Source organism: Thermus sp. KWY1, assembly GCF_057547025.1.
In genome coordinates, this window is sequence record NZ_BAAJPG010000029.1 from 21399 (window position 1) to 35548 (window position 14150).

Below are 14150 nucleotides of genomic sequence, written 5' to 3' on the forward strand. Positions count from 1 at the left end.
GTCGCGGGTTTGCTGAGCCGGCAGGGGGGACTGGGACTGTTTTCCCCCTGGTTTCGTTTTTTAGCGCCATTAGGCTTGTTTCTAGCTGATGTGGTAGCCCTGGAAGCTTCTCTCTTCCTGGGGGTTGTTCTTAGGGAGGCTTTAAGAGCTATTTCTCCAGCGGAGATTTCTTGGAGCAACCTAGTTTCTTTCGCTTTAGCCTTACTTTTCTTCCCCATTGGGTACGCATTGGCGGGTCTATATCCTGGCTATGGTCTTCCTGTGGTGGAAAGGATAAGGAGGAAGGTCCAGGTGACGTTTGTTCTTTTCCTGGTCCTTATCGCCTGGGAATGGCTCTTTCTTCGGGAAGGCTGGTCGAGGGGAGTTCTGGTCTTGGCCATGGGCTGGGCTTTGGTCCTGGTGCCCGTTGGATCGGCCGGGGTGCGCGAGGTGTTGGTACGGCTTGGTCTTTGGGGTGTTCCGGTCCTCATCCTGGGGGCGGGGCACACGGGAGCCTTGGTGGCCCGTGTCCTTTTTCGGGATAGGGCCTTGGGCTTAAGGCCTGTGGCCTTTTTGGATGACGATCCTGACAAGCATGGGATAAAGGTGGAGGGCCTTCCTGTTTTGGGGCCCATCAACCAGGTATCCCATTGGGCCCGGAAGGGTTTGCGGGTGGTCATCTTGGCCATGCCAGGGGTGGGGTCCAGGCGTCTAGCGGAACTCCTGGAGGGTTTGCCCGTACCCCGCATATTATTGGTTCCAGACCTTCTGGGTATCCCCAGCCTTTGGGTATCCAGCCGGGACCTCGGGGGGGTTCTGGCCTTGGAGGTTCACAACAACCTTCTCCTCAGGCGCAACCGCCTTCTTAAACGTGCGCTGGATTACCTTATCGGGGTTCCGCTTTTCCTCCTGAGCCTGCCCATTATCGGTATTTTTGCCCTCTGGGTTAAAGCGGTTAGCCCGGGGCCGGTATTCTACGCGCAGGAAAGGGAAGGCTATCTTGGACGGACCATCCGTGTGTGGAAGCTTCGCACCATGTATCCGGATGCGGAGAAACGTTTAGCCGAATACTTGCAAGCCAGCCCCGAGGCTAAGAACGAGTGGGAGCGCTATTTCAAGCTTAAGGACGATCCCCGGGTATTGCCGGTGGTGGGGACTTTCTTGCGCCGGACCAGCCTGGACGAGTTACCCCAGCTTTGGAATGTAATAAGGGGCGAGATGAGCCTGGTAGGTCCCAGACCCTTCCCCCGATACCATATGGAAAGATTTTCCCCAGGTTTCCGCTCCTTACGGCAGAGTGTTTGGCCTGGGCTCACAGGGCTTTGGCAGGTTTCCGCCCGGAGCGAGGGGGACCTGGAAGTCCAGGAGGCCCTGGACACCTACTACATCCGCAACTGGTCCCTCTGGCTTGACCTCTACATCTTGGCCCGCACCGTTTGGGTGGTGCTCACCCGGAAGGGGGCTTACTGACTGATATACTGGCCCCGTTATGGTGGAGACCCCTAGGGACGAGCTTTCGCTTCGGGATATCGTAGACGTTCTAAGGCGTCACCGAACCCTTATCCTGACCTTGCCTCTGATCTTTGGGGCGGTGGCCCTCATCTACGGCTTCTTCATCGCCGAGCCCCGGTACGCCTCCACCGCCACGGTGAACGTTTCCCCGGTGCAGGTGCAGGCCCAGCTGGAGCAGCGCATCCAGGTGCAGGGACAGAACCTCCTCACCTTTGAGGGCCTTAAGGCCCTGGCCTTCTCGGAGGAGGTCACCCGGGAGGTGTGGGAGGCCTTGCGCAAGGAGGGGAAGCTACCCACCGCCTGGCAGGACCAGGGGGGCACCCCAGGCCTGGAGCGGATGGTGAAGGACTTCAAGATCAAAAACGAAACCTCCCGGCAGCAAGTGGTACCCCAGGGGCAGGTGCCCCCAGTGGTGGCTTCCCTGAGCGTGGAGGCGCCCACCCCAGAGGTGGCGGCCCGGGCGGCCAACCTTTGGGCGGAGGCGGTGACCAGGCGGGTGAACCGGATTCCCTTGGCGCGCCTCGAGGCCAACCTACAAGCCCTGGAAGAGCAGATCGCACCAGCTGAAAGGACTTACCAAGAGGCCCAAGCGCGCTGGGAGGCCTTCCAAAGAGCCTCTACTTTGGCTCAGGACAAGGCGGAGCTAGACGCCAAAACGGGGGAAAGGGTAAGCCTGGACCAGGAGCTTTTCGCCCTGGAGCGGGACCTGGCGGCGGTGGGGGGGAGGATAAGGGCCCTCGAGGCCGAGGCGGAGCGCCAGGCGAAGCTGGTGCCTATCGGGACTTCCCCGGAACAACTGGCCATCATCAACAAGCGTCTGGATGAGGCCAAGCGCGCCCTGCAGGTGGAGACCGAACGGGCCAGGCAGGCTTATGTCCAGGCCGCTCAGGCTCTGGAGCGGTTCAAACAGCGGGAGCGCCTGCCGGAGTGGCAGGGGGAAAGGGACCGTTTGGCGGGGCGGCTTGCCGAGGTGGGGGTGCGCCTGGCCCAGATCGCCACGGAAAGGCGGGCGCGGGAGGCGCGCCTCCAGGAGGTGGAGGCTGCTTTGGCCCAAGAGCCTAAGGTTCTGGAGGTCCTCAAGGAGGTGGTGGCCGACCCCACGGTGGCGGCGGCGGTGGCCCGGGGGGACCTTTCCGCCTTGGCCGGCCTGCGGCTTCGTACCCAGGAGGTAAACCCCGCTTACCAGCCCCTCCTGGCTCAAGCGGTTAGCCTAAGGGGCGAGTTGGCTGCCCTGCAGGCGGAGGAAGCGGGGTTGCGGGAGGAGCAGAATCGCATTGCCGCCCGTTTAGAGGCCCTCCGCGCCCAGATCGCCGCCCAGGAAAGGGAAAATGAGGCCCTTACCCTGGAGTACAACACCAAAAAGGCCGCCTACGAGACCTTCCGGGCCCGTTACGACCAGATCGCCAACCTCACCGCCCAGGACTTGGCCTTCGACAACCCCAACCCCGAGTACCAGCGCCTGCGCTCGGCCCTCATCGACGCCCAGGCGGAGGAGGCGAGACTTTTGGCCCGAAAGGCGGCCCTGCAGGCCCGTATCGCCCAGGTGGAGGCCCGCATCGCCCTCCTCAGGGAGCGGGTGGCCAAGGCCCAGGTGGAGCAGGACCGGCTGAACCAAGCCCTGGAGCTGGCCAAGAACGCCTACCTGGCCCTTTCTCAGAAGAAGACCGACCTGCAGATCGAGCTGGCCAGCTCCCAGAACTCTTTGGCCCAGGTCATCGCCCCCGCCTACCCCATCTACGAGAAGGTGGCCCCCAAGCGGGGCCTCCTTTTGGCCTTGGCCTTAGCCTTGGGCCTCATGCTCGGGGTGATGGCCGCCTTCGTGGCCGAGGCCCTAAGGCCGCCCCGGGCGGAGGCAGCGGGGTAGAGGTTTCCCGCAAGGGGTGTAGGGTGAGAAGCCGGGTCGGTAGCAAGGGCCGGATAACGCTTCCCCAAAGGGTGAGGGAGGTTTTAGGGGTAGAGCCGGGGGATGAGGTGGAGTTTGTAATCCGAGGCGGGCAAGTCTTCCTTCGGCCCAGGCAAGAGGTTCCCTTGGAGAACCTCTTCGGTCGGCTCAAGGTAAAGGTCGCCTACCCGGGAGAGGCGGCGGAAAGGGAGGCGCGGGCACAGGCATGGGTTCAAGGCCTGAGAGGCCACCCGTCTTCTTGAGGCTCTATTGAAGGAGTGGGCCGAGTTGGGTATAGTAGAAAGCCGGTAGCCCCTTCGGGGGCTTTGGGAAGGGGAAGCCATGTTCGCGATCGTCAAGACCGGTGGCAAGCAATACCGGGTGGAGCCTGGGCTGAAGCTTAGGGTGGAGAAGCTCGAGGCCGAGCCCGGAAGCGAGGTCACGCTTCCCGTCCTCCTCCTGGGGGGCGAGAAGACGGTGGTGGGGGCTCCCTTCGTGGAGGGGGCCAAGGTGGTGGCGGAGGTGCTCGCTCACGGCAAGGGCAGGAAGATCACCATCTCCCGCTTCAAGGCCAAGGTGCAGTACCGGAGGAAGAAGGGCCACCGCCAGCCCTACACGGAGATCCTCATCAAGGAGATTCAGGGGTGAGCCATGGCACATAAAAAGGGTTTGGGTTCCACCAAAAACGGCCGGGACTCCCAGGCCAAGCGCCTTGGGGTGAAGCGGTATGGGGGCCAGGTGGTGAGGGCCGGGCACATCCTGGTCCGCCAGCGGGGCACCCAGTTCAAACCCGGCAAGAACGTGGGCATGGGCCGGGACTTCACCCTCTTTGCCCTGGTGGACGGGGTGGTGGAGTTCCAGGATAAGGGGCGGCTGGGCCGCTACGTGCACGTGCGTCCCTTGGCGTAGGCCCAAGGGGCGGTCTGGATGTTCCGGGATGTCCTGACCATCACCGTCGCCGCCGGTAGGGGGGGTGACGGTGCCATTTCCTTCCGCCGGGAGAAGTTCGTGCCCAAGGGAGGGCCCGACGGGGGGGATGGGGGGCGTGGGGGTAGCGTCTACCTCCGGGCCAGGGGAAGCGTGGACTCCCTCTCGGAGCTTTCCAAGCGCACCTACAAGGCGGAGGACGGGGAGCACGGCAGGGGAAGCGGCCAGCACGGTCGGGCCGGGCAGGACCTTTACATAGAGGTGCCCCGGGGAACCCGGGTCTACGATGCGGACACCGGGGAGCTCTTAGGGGACCTCACGGAGGAGGGCCAGGTCCTCCTGGTGGCCAAGGGGGGGGAGGGAGGCCGGGGGAACATGCACTTCGTCACCCCCACCCGCCAGGCTCCCCGGTTCGCCGAGGCGGGGGAGGAGGGGGAGAGGAGGAGGCTTCGCCTCGAGCTCATGCTCATCGCCGACGTGGGCCTGGTGGGCTACCCCAACGCCGGCAAGTCCAGCCTGCTTGCCGCCACCACCCGGGCCCATCCCAAGATCGCCCCCTACCCCTTCACCACCCTAAGCCCCCACCTGGGAGTGGTGGAGGTGGGGGAAGAGGAGGGGGAGCGCTTCACCCTGGCGGACATCCCCGGGATCATCGAGGGGGCAAGCCAGGGGAAGGGCCTGGGCCTGGAGTTCCTGCGCCACATCGCCCGCACCCGGGTGTTGCTCTACGTTCTGGACGCCGCCGAGGAGCCCTTAAAAACCTTCCGCACCCTGCGCAAGGAAATAGAGGCTTACGACCCCGCTCTCCTCAGGCGGCCTGGCCTCATCGCCTTGAACAAGGTGGACCTCCTCACCCCCAAGGAGGTGGAGGAGAGGGTGGCGGAGCTGGCCCAGGAGGGGCTTCCCGTCCTCCCGGTGAGCGCCCTCACGGGGGAGGGTTTGGCGACGTTGAAGGAAGCCCTCCTCAGCTTGGTGAAGGCCACCCCGGCCCCCGAGCTTCCCAGGCCAGCCCCCAGGGCGCTCGTGGAGGCAGGGGTGGAGGTGGTGCCCCTGGAGGAAGGAGTGTACGAGGTGCGCTCCCCTGCCCTGGAGCGGTACCTGAGCCGGCTCAAGGGGGATCTCTCCGAGGCGGCGGGCTACCTGCAGGAGGTCTTCCGGCGCCAGGGGGTGGAGGCGGCCCTCAAGGCCAAGGGGGTGCGGGCGGGGGATATCGTACGGATAGCGGGGCGGGAGTTTGAGTACATCCCGGGGTAAAGGCGGCTTGACCACGGAGGTTGAACCTTGCGCATAGGCCTTTTCGGCGGGAGCTTCGATCCCATCCACCTGGGGCACCTTTTGGCGGCGGCGGAGGCCCGGGCGGCCTTGGGGCTGGACCTGGTCCTCTTCGTGGTGGCGGCCCGCCCCCCCCACAAGACCCCGGTGGCCCCGGCGGAGGCCCGCTACGAGATGGTCCTCCTGGCCACGGCGGAGGAGAAGGGGTTCTTGGCCTCGAGGCTGGAGCTGGACCGGCCGGGCCCAAGCTACACCGTGGACACCCTAAGGGAGGCCAGGAGGCTTTTCCCAGAGGATGAGCTCTTCTTCATCACCGGGGCCGATGCCTACCGGGATATCCTCACCTGGAAGGAAGGGCACCGGCTTCATGAGCTGGCCACCTTAGTGGCCGTGGCCCGGCCCGGCTACCCCTTGGAGGGGATGCCGGTGCCCGTGGTGCCTTTGCTGGTGCCCGAGGTGGGGATATCCAGCACGGAGATCCGGAGGCGGATCCGGGAAGGAGAGAGCATCCGCTTCTGGGTGCCCAGGCCCGTGGAGGTGTACCTTGAAAAGCACGGTCTCTACCGCTGAGCTGGAGGAGAGGGTAAAGGCCTTGGTCCGGCCGGAAAGGTGGGCGCACATCCAGAGGGTGGCGGCCCTGGCCCAGGAGATCGCCCTTAAAAACGGCCTGGATGGGGAGCGGGCTTACCTGGCGGGGCTTCTCCACGACGCCGCCCGGGACCTGGGGGAGGAGGAGCTCCTTAGACTGGCCCCCCCGGAGAACGAGGTGGAAAGGGCTCATCCCCTTTCCCTCCACGGCCGGGCGGCCCGGGTTCTGGCCGAGGCCTGGGGGGTAAAGGACGAGGAGGTTTTGGAGGCGGTGGAGGGGCACGTGTACGGGGTGGACCCCGAAAATGGCCTGGGCATGGCCCTCTACATCGCCGACATCTCCGAGCCCGGCCGGGGGGTGAACGGGGAGATCCGGGAGCTCGCCCTTTCGGGGAGGCTCCTCGAGGCCTACCGCCGGGCGGTGCAGAACAAGGTGGAATACCTCACCGCCAAGGGCATCCCCATCCATCCCCGGACCCTGGCCGTGTACCGCCGCTTGCAGGATGCGCCCTAGGCTTTCCCTCCTCCTCCTTTCCCTGGCCCTTTTCGCCCTCGGGGGGGTGCTCTCCTGGCCGCGGCCGGGAGAGGAGGAAGGAATGCGGCCCAGGAGGGCTGGGGCCTTGCCCGAGATGGGGGTGGTGGTGGCGGCCCGGGACATCGAGTACTGCGGCTACCAGACCCCATGCGGCCCGGGAAGCCGCACGGACACCATCTTCTACGTGCGCCTTAGGGGAGGGGAGGCCAGGGCCTTGGCCATCCCCCGGGACCTCTATAGCCCGGTGGTGGGGGGCAAGATCAACGCCGCCTACGCCCGGGGTGGGGCGGAGCTTTTGAAGCAGGCGGTGGCGGAGGCCACGGGCCTGGTGGTGGAAAGGCACCTCATCCTCACCCTGGAAAGCGTGGCCCGGGTGGTGGACGCCGTGGGGGGGGTGGAGGTCTACCTGGAGCGCCCCATGCGCTACACCGACCGGGCGGCGAGGCTTTTCATCGACTTCCCCGCGGGAAGGCTTCACCTAAACGGGGAGGAGGCGGTGAAGTACATGCGCTTCCGCCACGACGCCCTGGGGGATTATGCCCGGCTGGACCGCATCAAGGGGGTGGTATCCCAGGTGCTCAAGAAGGCCCAGGACCCCCGCACCTGGCCGGCCTTGGCCCTGGCCCTAAGGGAGGCCTGGCGGGAGCTGGACACCGATCTTTCCCTGGATGAGGTTTTGGCCTATCTGCCCGGGGTCCAGGGCCTGAGGCTTTCCGTGGCCACCCTGCCCACCCGCGAGGGGAGGGGGACCTTCCTCCTGGTGGACGAGGAAGCCCGGGCCCAGGTCCTGGCCCCATGGATGGGGATGGCCCTGCCTTCCTCTCCGCCCCAAGTGCCCGTGCGCCTAAAGGGGGAAAGGAGCCTGATCCTTTGGGGCCAAGCCCTTCTTGCCCGGGAGGGAATCGAGGCCCAGGTGGAGGAGGCGGAGGTGGCGCAAAGCGCGGTCTACACCAAGGACCTCGAGGCCGGAAGCTACTTCGCCGAGCTTTTCCACCTGCCCCTTCTTGCGCCCCACGGGCCGGTTCCCGGGGTGGTGGTGGAGCTCGGGCGGGACCTGGTACAATAGGGGTAGATGGTAAAGACCCTCGGTCAGCACGAAGGGCTAGATTTGCGTAAGCAAGAGGCAGTGGAGCTGGTAGCGAGGATCAAGGATCTCCTTTGGGAAAAGAAAGCGGAAAACGTGGTGGCCCTGGACCTCCGGGCGGTGTCCGAGAGCCTGGACTACTTCGTCCTGGCCAGCGCCACCAGCACCCCCCATCTTCAGGCCCTGGAGCGCCACGTGCAGGAGAAGCTGGAGGAGGAGGGGCTTCGCCCCAGGCCCACGGAGGGGCAGAGCCCCCGCTGGGTGGTCCTGGACTACGGGGAGGTGGTGGTCCACCTCATGACCCCTGAGGCCCGGGAGTACTACGACCTGGAGGGGTTCTGGGCGGACGCCGAGAGGATATGAGGACCCAGGCCCTGCGCCTAGTCCAGGGCCGAGTAGATGGCTTCTAGGTCCAAGGACATGTCCAGGCAGGGCAGGGGCACCTGGCCGCCGGCGTAGCGCTTCAGGCTGAAGCCCTTCCCCTCGCGGAAATACCCTTCGAGGCCCTTCCTTTCCGGGTCCAGGAGCAGATAGGCCTGGAGGCTTTCCAGATTCAGATAGGCCCGCATCTTCTCCCAGCGGTCCTGGGCCTCCGTGGAAGGGGAGAGGACCTCCAGGACCAGGCAGGGGCGTTCTTCCAAAAAGGGGTTTTCCCCTGGAGGGCCGCAAACCACCATGAGATCGGGGTAGTAGACGGTGTCGGGGGCCACCTTGAGCTTAAAGGTTTCCGCATGGACCCGGCACCCCTTTTCCCGGGCCCGGGGGAAAAGGGCCGCCACCAGGGCCACCACCAGGAGGTTGTGGCGGCGGCTGGCCCCGGCCATGGCTCTCGGGAAGCCCCGGACCAGCTCGTGGCGCACAGGGCTTCGGGCCTCCTCCTCCAGGTAGGCCTCGAGGGTCAGGGGGCGCTGGACTTCCGCGGGCTCGGCCATCTGCCCTCATTTTATCCGGGGTGGGGCTAAAGGCCCCATGATGAAGCGCTGGAAGAGGAGGTAAAACCCCAGGTAGACGAGAAGCTGGAACCAGAAGCTTTGGGCCCAGGCTAAGCCCAAGGCGGCGACGGCGATGAGGAGGAAGGTGGCCGCCACCATAACCAAGGTGGTGCGGAGGAAGACCCCGGGAAAGTATTTAAGGGCTTCCCGAAAGGTCTTGGGCCGCCTCTCCTCCCATTCCTTCAGGGCTTTCTTCTTGAGCTTTTCCTCGCGCTTCTTCTTGCCCACGGGGAAAGTATACTGGGGCCCGTGAAGGTGGCGCACACCGTGGCCGAGCTAAGGCAGGCCCTCCCCCGGGAGGGGGTGGGGTTTGTCCCCACCATGGGCTACCTCCACCGGGGGCACCTGGCCCTGGTGGAAAGGGCCCGGAAGGAGAACCCCTTTGTGGTGGTCTCCATCTTCGTGAACCCCCTGCAGTTTGGCCCGGGGGAGGACTACCACCGCTACCCCAGGGACCTGAAGCGGGACCAGGCCCTTTTGGAGGAGGCGGGGGTGGATCTTCTCTTCGCCCCCAGCGTGGAGGAGATGTACCCGGCGGGCTTCTCCACCCGGGTCAACGTGGAGGGTTCCCTCACCGCCCTTTGGGAGGGGGCGGTGCGCCCCGGCCATTTCCAGGGGGTGGCCACGGTGGTGGCCAGGCTTTTCCTCCTGGTGGGGCCGAGCCGGGCCTACTTCGGGGAGAAGGATTACCAGCAGCTTCTGGTGATCCGCAAAATGGTCCGGGACATGGGCTTTCCCCTGGAGGTGGTGGGGGTGCCCACGGTGCGGGAGGAGGATGGGCTTGCCCTTTCCAGCCGCAATGTGTACCTTTCCCCGGAAAGGCGCAAGGAGGCCACGGTGCTTTACCGGGCCCTGCAGGCCATGCGGGAAGCAGCCTTAAGGGGAGAAGGCGTGGCCGAGGCCTTGGGAAGGGGGGAGGAAGTGCTTAGGGAGGTTCCTCAGTTTCAGCCGGACTACCTGGCCATCGTCCACCCCGAGACCCTTCTCCCCCTCTCCCGCTTTGTCCCTGGGGCCAGGGGGATTGTGGCGGGCCGCTTCCCCGAGGTGCGCCTGATCGATAACCTGGAGGTGTACCCATGAGCGAGGCTTCTCCCCAGGAGGGCAAGCAGAGCCTCTTGGAGATGTTCAAGGCCATGGTCCAGGCCCGGGCCTCGGACATCCACCTGCAGGCGGGGGCCCCGCCCGTGATCCGGGTGGACGGCAAGCTGAAGCCCTTTGGCAACCGGCCCCTGACCCCCAAGGACCTCGAGGCCATCGCCAAGGCCCTCCTCACCCCGGAGCAGTGGGAAGAGGTGGAGTACCGCAAGGAGCTGGACTTCGCCTACACCATCCCCGGGGTGGCCCGCTTCCGCTGCAACCTCCTGAGGCAGAGGGGAAGCTTCGGCCTGGTGATGCGGGTGGTTTCCGAGGTCATCCCCAGCTTCGAGGCCCTGGGCCTGCCCCGGGAGGTGATGGAGGGGCTGGCCGCCAAGGAGCGGGGGCTTATCCTGGTGACTGGGCCCACGGGTTCAGGGAAAAGCACCACCCTGGCGGCCCTCATCGACCACATCAACCTGCACTACGCCAAGAACATCATCACCATAGAAGACCCCATAGAGTTTTTGCACAAGCACAAGAAGAGCCTGGTGGTCCAGCGGGAGGTGGGGCTGGACACGGATAGCTTCTACTCGGGCATCAAGTACGCCATGCGCCAGGACCCGGACGTGATCCTGATCGGGGAGATGCGGGACAAGGAAACGGTGGAGGCCGCCCTCATGGCGGCCCAGACGGGGCACCTGGTGCTTTCCACCCTGCACACCCTGGACGCCGGGCGGACCATCAACCGCATCATCGAGTTCTTCCCCCTGCACGAGCACCAGCAGGTGCGCATCCTCCTGGCGGAGTCCCTTCTCGGCATCCTCTCCCAGCGCCTTCTGCCCCGGGCGGACGGCAAGGGTCGGGTTTTGGCCCTCGAGGTCCTCATCGCCACCCCCTACGTGCGGGAGCTCATCAAGGATGAGGACAAGACCCCCCAGATCAAGGAGGCCATGATGGAGGGCTCCATCCACGGGATGCACACCTTCGACCAGCATTTGGTGGAGCTCTACACCCAGGGGCTCATCTCCCTGGAGGACGCCCTTTCCGCCGCCACCAGCCCCCACGAGTTCAGGCTCCTCCTCACCAAGGCCACGGGGCAGGCGTACTAGGGGCCTTCTAGGGCTTCAGGAGCCAGCCCTCGAGGCCGGGGAAGCCCAGAAAGTCCCGGTCGAGGATCACCATCCAGTGCCTCCCGGCCAGGGCAAGGGCAGCCAGGTAGGCATCGGTACCAAGGTCAGGGGCTGTCCTCGATAAGCCTCCAGAGCTCGGTACCTGTCCAGGCAGAAATCTGGCGGCCAGCCGGGGGGATCTTGGGCAAAGGACGGGACTGGCGCTGGGCCTGGTGGCGCATGCCCTCCTCCAGGTAGCGGATCACCAGCTCCCGCAGGGTTTTCCCCTCCTTGGCTGCCTGGAGCTTGAGGTGGCGGTACAGGGGGTCGGGGAGGTCCAAGGTGATACGCATAAGAACCCGCTAGCGCGGAGGTTCAAGACCAGGGAATGCGCACCCCAGGGAAGTGGAGGGGTTCGGCCTCCTCGCCCGGGAGAAGGATGCGGTGTTCCGTGTAAAGGCCCTCCTTGGGGTGGCGGAAGACGTGGAGGCGGTTTTCCGAGAGGTCGAGAATCCACACCTCGGGGATTCCCGAGCGGGCATAAAGGGGAAGCTTCACGTTCCGGTCGTAGTCCAGGCTGGACTCGGAAACCTCCACCAGGAGCAGGATGTCCTCGGCGCTGGGGAGGGCCTCCCAGTAGTCCTTGGGCTTGAGGAGGGCGATATCGGGTTGGGGCTCGGAGCCCGGGGGCAGGCGCATGGGATTTTGCGGCCAGACGCGGGCTTTATCCCCCAGGGCCTGAGCGAACCGGGTAACCAAACGGGCCACCACCTCGGCATGCTTCGGACCGATAGGGCTCATCTGGTACACCTCCCCGTCCAGAAGTTCCACCCCCTTGACCCCCTGGAAGAGGCGCTCGAACTCCTCGATCCCAAACCGGTACCGCTGGGCCATAGCCCTAGCGTAGCATGGGGGCATGAACCCGGTGCAGTTCATCCGCGAGAAGCGGGAGGGCCTGAAGCACAGGCGGGAGGACCTGAAGGTTTTCCTCGAGGGCTACCTCAGGGAAGAGGTGGCGGACTACCAGGTATCCGCCTGGCTCATGGCTGCTTTCCTGAGGGGCCTGGACCCGGAGGAAACCCTATGGCTTACGGAAACCATGGCTTACTCGGGGAGGGTCCTGGACCTCTCCCACCTGCCCCACCCCGTGGACAAGCACTCCTCCGGGGGGGTGGGGGACAAGGTGAGCCTGGTGGTGGGGCCCATCCTGGCGGCGGCGGGGTGCACCTTCGCCAAGATGTCGGGCCGGGGCCTGGCCCACACCGGGGGGACCATCGACAAGCTGGAGTCGGTGCCGGGCTGGCGGGGGGAGATGACGGAGGGGGAGTTTCTGGAAAGGGCCGAGCGCATCGGCCTGGTCATCGCCGCCCAAAGCCCGGACCTGGCCCCCTTGGACGGCAAGCTGTACGCCCTAAGGGATGTCACGGCCACGGTGGAGAGCATCCCCTTGATCGCCAGCTCCATCATGAGCAAGAAGCTGGCGGCCGGGGCGAGGAGCATCGTCTTGGACGTGAAGGTGGGCAAGGGGGCCTTCATGAAGACCTTAGAGGAAGCCCGGCTTCTCGCCAGGACCATGGTGGGGATCGGCCAGGGGGCGGGCCGAAGGGTTAAGGCCCTCCTCACCAGCATGGAGGCCCCCCTGGGCCGGGCGGTGGGGAACGCCGTAGAGGTCCGGGAGGCCATAGAGACCCTGAAGGGAAAGGGACCGGAGGACCTCGTGGAGGTGGCCCTGCGCCTTGCGGAGGAGGCCTTACGGCTTGAGGGGCTGGACCCAAGCCTGGCCCGTAGGGCCTGGGAAAGCGGCAGGGCGCTGGAAAGGTTCCAGGCCTTCCTCGAGGCCCAGGGGGGAAACCCCCGGGTGGTGGAGGACTTCTCCCTCCTTCCCCTGGGGGAGGAGCTTCCCCTCGCCTCGGAGAAGGAGGGCGTGGTGCAGGAGGTGGATGCCTACCGGGTGGGCCTGGCGGTCTTAGCCCTGGGGGGCGGGCGTAGGAAGAAGGGGGAGGCCATCGACCACGGGGTGGGGGTCTATCTGCTGAAAAAGCCCGGGGACCGGGTGGAAAGGGGGGAGGTCCTGGCCCTGGTCTACCACCGCGGGAAGGGTTTGGAGGAAGCCCTGGCCCACTTAAGGGAGGCCTTCCAGCTGGGACTTTCGGCAAGCCCCCTGCCCCTGGTCCTGGATGCTGTGCCCTGAGGCCGCGATAGGGTTGCGCGGGGCAGGTGGCGGAGGGGTGGGGTGTACAGGGTATACTCTTCCGGATGAAGCGGCAGGCTAGAAGGCCCTTGCGCTATACCCTTCTCCTCGCCCGAAGCGGTGGGGGGAGCCGGGCGGTGTCCCTGCCGGGGTGGGCCGTGGCCTTCTTCTTGGCCCTCCTAACCCTTTGGACCGGGGCCAACCTCTACCTCTGGCATAAGAGCCGGGAGGCCCGAACCCTGGAGGTTCGCCTCCAGGCTCTTTCCCAGGAGGCCAGGAGGCTTTCCTTGGCCCTCGAGGCGGAGCGGGCCAAAAACGGGGCCCTTTCGGAGGAGGCCAGGCGCACCAAAAAGGAGCTAGAAGAAATCAAGAAGGCCATAGAGGAGCTCCGCCGCCGGGCGGGGCTTTCCCCTTTAAACGCCCTTCCCGTGCGCTACCAGGAAGGGGGCCAGGGGGGTGGGGCTGTGGCTTCCTCCGAGGAGTCCCTGGCGGGCTGGGCGGAGGTGCGGGCCGAGGTCCTGGACCTAAGGAACCAGCTTAAGGAGGTGGTGCCGGCCCTGGAAAGGACCCTGGAGGTGGAGCGAAGCCTCCCCCGGGGCCTGCCCCTGAGGGGCTACGAGGGGGTTACCTCCTTCTTTGGCATGCGCAAGAACCCTTTTGGCCGGGGGTACGAGTTCCATGACGGCCTGGACCTCTCCGCCCCTTACGGCGCCCCCGTCTACGCCACGGGAAGCGGGGTGGTGGCCCGGGCTGGCTGGATGGGGGCCTATGGCCTCGCCGTCCTCCTGGACCACGCCGAGGGGTACCAGAGCCTCTATGGCCACCTTTCCCGCATCCTGGTGCGTCCCGGGCAGAGGGTGGAGAAGGGGCAGGTCCTGGGGTACGTGGGCTCCACGGGCCGCTCCACCGGTCCCCATCTCCACTACAGCGTCTACCGTTACGGTTCCCCCCGGGATCCCAGGCTCTACCTAGACCCCCTTTGGGCCTCCCGTTAAAATGGGG

18 protein-coding genes are annotated in these 14150 nt (G+C 65.7%); 14 read left to right on the plus strand and 4 right to left on the minus strand.

The annotated features are described in order from the left end of the window. Positions 1-9 precede the first annotated feature (9 nt). From wbaP to rsfS, 10 genes are all read left to right on the plus strand, one after another. On the plus strand, positions 10-1449 hold the full coding sequence (wbaP, locus tag AC27GT_RS08810; RefSeq protein ID WP_487223984.1) for an undecaprenyl-phosphate galactose phosphotransferase WbaP: 1440 nt from the start codon (positions 10-12) through the stop codon (positions 1447-1449). A 19-nt stretch (positions 1450-1468) separates the two neighbouring features. Further along, positions 1469-3355: a Wzz/FepE/Etk N-terminal domain-containing protein gene (locus AC27GT_RS08815; RefSeq protein ID WP_487223985.1), complete on the plus strand. Its 1887-nt coding sequence runs from the start codon at positions 1469-1471 to the stop codon at positions 3353-3355. Between the two features lie 23 nt (positions 3356-3378). Then, positions 3379-3636: an AbrB/MazE/SpoVT family DNA-binding domain-containing protein gene (locus AC27GT_RS08820; protein ID WP_015716229.1), complete on the plus strand. Its 258-nt coding sequence runs from the start codon at positions 3379-3381 to the stop codon at positions 3634-3636. A 79-nt stretch (positions 3637-3715) separates the two neighbouring features. Continuing rightward, a complete protein-coding gene (gene rplU, locus AC27GT_RS08825; RefSeq protein ID WP_279165383.1) occupies positions 3716-4021 on the plus strand; it encodes a 50S ribosomal protein L21 in 306 nt (101 codons plus the stop codon). A gap of 3 nt (positions 4022-4024) precedes the next feature. Further along, the gene (gene rpmA, locus AC27GT_RS08830; protein ID WP_126170451.1) at positions 4025-4282 is read left to right on the plus strand and encodes a 50S ribosomal protein L27; all 258 of its coding nucleotides are present in this window, start codon (positions 4025-4027) and stop codon (positions 4280-4282) included. Positions 4283-4300: 18 nt separating this feature from the next. Next, a complete protein-coding gene (gene obgE / locus AC27GT_RS08835) occupies positions 4301-5554 on the plus strand; it encodes a GTPase ObgE (protein WP_487223986.1) in 1254 nt (417 codons plus the stop codon). A gap of 27 nt (positions 5555-5581) precedes the next feature. After that, positions 5582-6142 (plus strand): nicotinate-nucleotide adenylyltransferase, encoded by a 561-nt coding sequence (gene nadD / locus AC27GT_RS08840; protein ID WP_019551196.1) that lies wholly within the window; start codon positions 5582-5584, stop codon positions 6140-6142. Next, positions 6117-6674 carry a bis(5'-nucleosyl)-tetraphosphatase (symmetrical) YqeK gene (gene yqeK / locus AC27GT_RS08845; protein WP_487223987.1) on the plus strand — a complete coding sequence of 186 codons (558 nt, stop codon included), beginning with the start codon at positions 6117-6119 and terminating at the stop codon, positions 6672-6674. The genes nadD and yqeK overlap by 26 nt, the downstream gene beginning before the upstream one ends. Continuing rightward, positions 6664-7761, plus strand: a complete 1098-nt coding sequence (locus AC27GT_RS08850; protein ID WP_487223988.1) for an LCP family protein — start codon at positions 6664-6666, stop codon at positions 7759-7761. The genes yqeK and AC27GT_RS08850 overlap by 11 nt, the downstream gene beginning before the upstream one ends. Before the next feature lie 6 nt (positions 7762-7767). Continuing rightward, the gene (gene rsfS, locus AC27GT_RS08855) at positions 7768-8142 is read left to right on the plus strand and encodes a ribosome silencing factor (protein WP_273107319.1); all 375 of its coding nucleotides are present in this window, start codon (positions 7768-7770) and stop codon (positions 8140-8142) included. Between the two features lie 17 nt (positions 8143-8159). Here rsfS and AC27GT_RS08860 read toward each other — a convergent pair whose 3' ends face one another. Beyond that, the gene (locus AC27GT_RS08860) at positions 8160-8711 is read right to left on the minus strand and encodes a Uma2 family endonuclease (RefSeq protein ID WP_015716237.1); all 552 of its coding nucleotides are present in this window, start codon (positions 8709-8711) and stop codon (positions 8160-8162) included. Between the two features lie 6 nt (positions 8712-8717). Further along, on the minus strand, positions 8718-8999 hold the full coding sequence (locus tag AC27GT_RS08865) for a hypothetical protein (RefSeq protein WP_041438840.1): 282 nt from the start codon (positions 8997-8999) through the stop codon (positions 8718-8720). Between the two features lie 21 nt (positions 9000-9020). On the opposite strand from AC27GT_RS08865, the gene panC reads away from it, so the two are divergent. Together panC and AC27GT_RS08875 are read left to right on the plus strand one after the other, a co-directional pair. Continuing rightward, positions 9021-9851 (plus strand): pantoate--beta-alanine ligase, encoded by an 831-nt coding sequence (panC, locus tag AC27GT_RS08870; RefSeq protein ID WP_487223989.1) that lies wholly within the window; start codon positions 9021-9023, stop codon positions 9849-9851. After that, a complete protein-coding gene (locus AC27GT_RS08875; protein WP_038071218.1) occupies positions 9848-10957 on the plus strand; it encodes a type IV pilus twitching motility protein PilT in 1110 nt (369 codons plus the stop codon). Before panC ends, AC27GT_RS08875 begins: the two co-directional genes overlap by 4 nt. A 125-nt stretch (positions 10958-11082) precedes the next feature. On the opposite strand, the gene AC27GT_RS08880 is transcribed toward AC27GT_RS08875, so the two are convergent. Then, complete coding sequence (locus AC27GT_RS08880; RefSeq protein WP_015716241.1) at positions 11083-11310, minus strand: hypothetical protein; 228 nt, start codon at positions 11308-11310, stop codon at positions 11083-11085. Between the two features lie 22 nt (positions 11311-11332). Further along, entirely contained in the window at positions 11333-11851 is a 519-nt protein-coding gene (locus AC27GT_RS08885) for a Uma2 family endonuclease (RefSeq protein WP_487223990.1), read from the minus strand. A 22-nt stretch (positions 11852-11873) separates the two neighbouring features. Between AC27GT_RS08885 and AC27GT_RS08890 the strand changes: the two genes are divergently transcribed. Further along, positions 11874-13148 (plus strand): thymidine phosphorylase, encoded by a 1275-nt coding sequence (locus tag AC27GT_RS08890; RefSeq protein ID WP_487223991.1) that lies wholly within the window; start codon positions 11874-11876, stop codon positions 13146-13148. A 65-nt stretch (positions 13149-13213) separates the two neighbouring features. Further along, complete coding sequence (locus tag AC27GT_RS08895; protein WP_038071228.1) at positions 13214-14143, plus strand: M23 family metallopeptidase; 930 nt, start codon at positions 13214-13216, stop codon at positions 14141-14143. Positions 14144-14150: the final 7 nt, after the last annotated feature.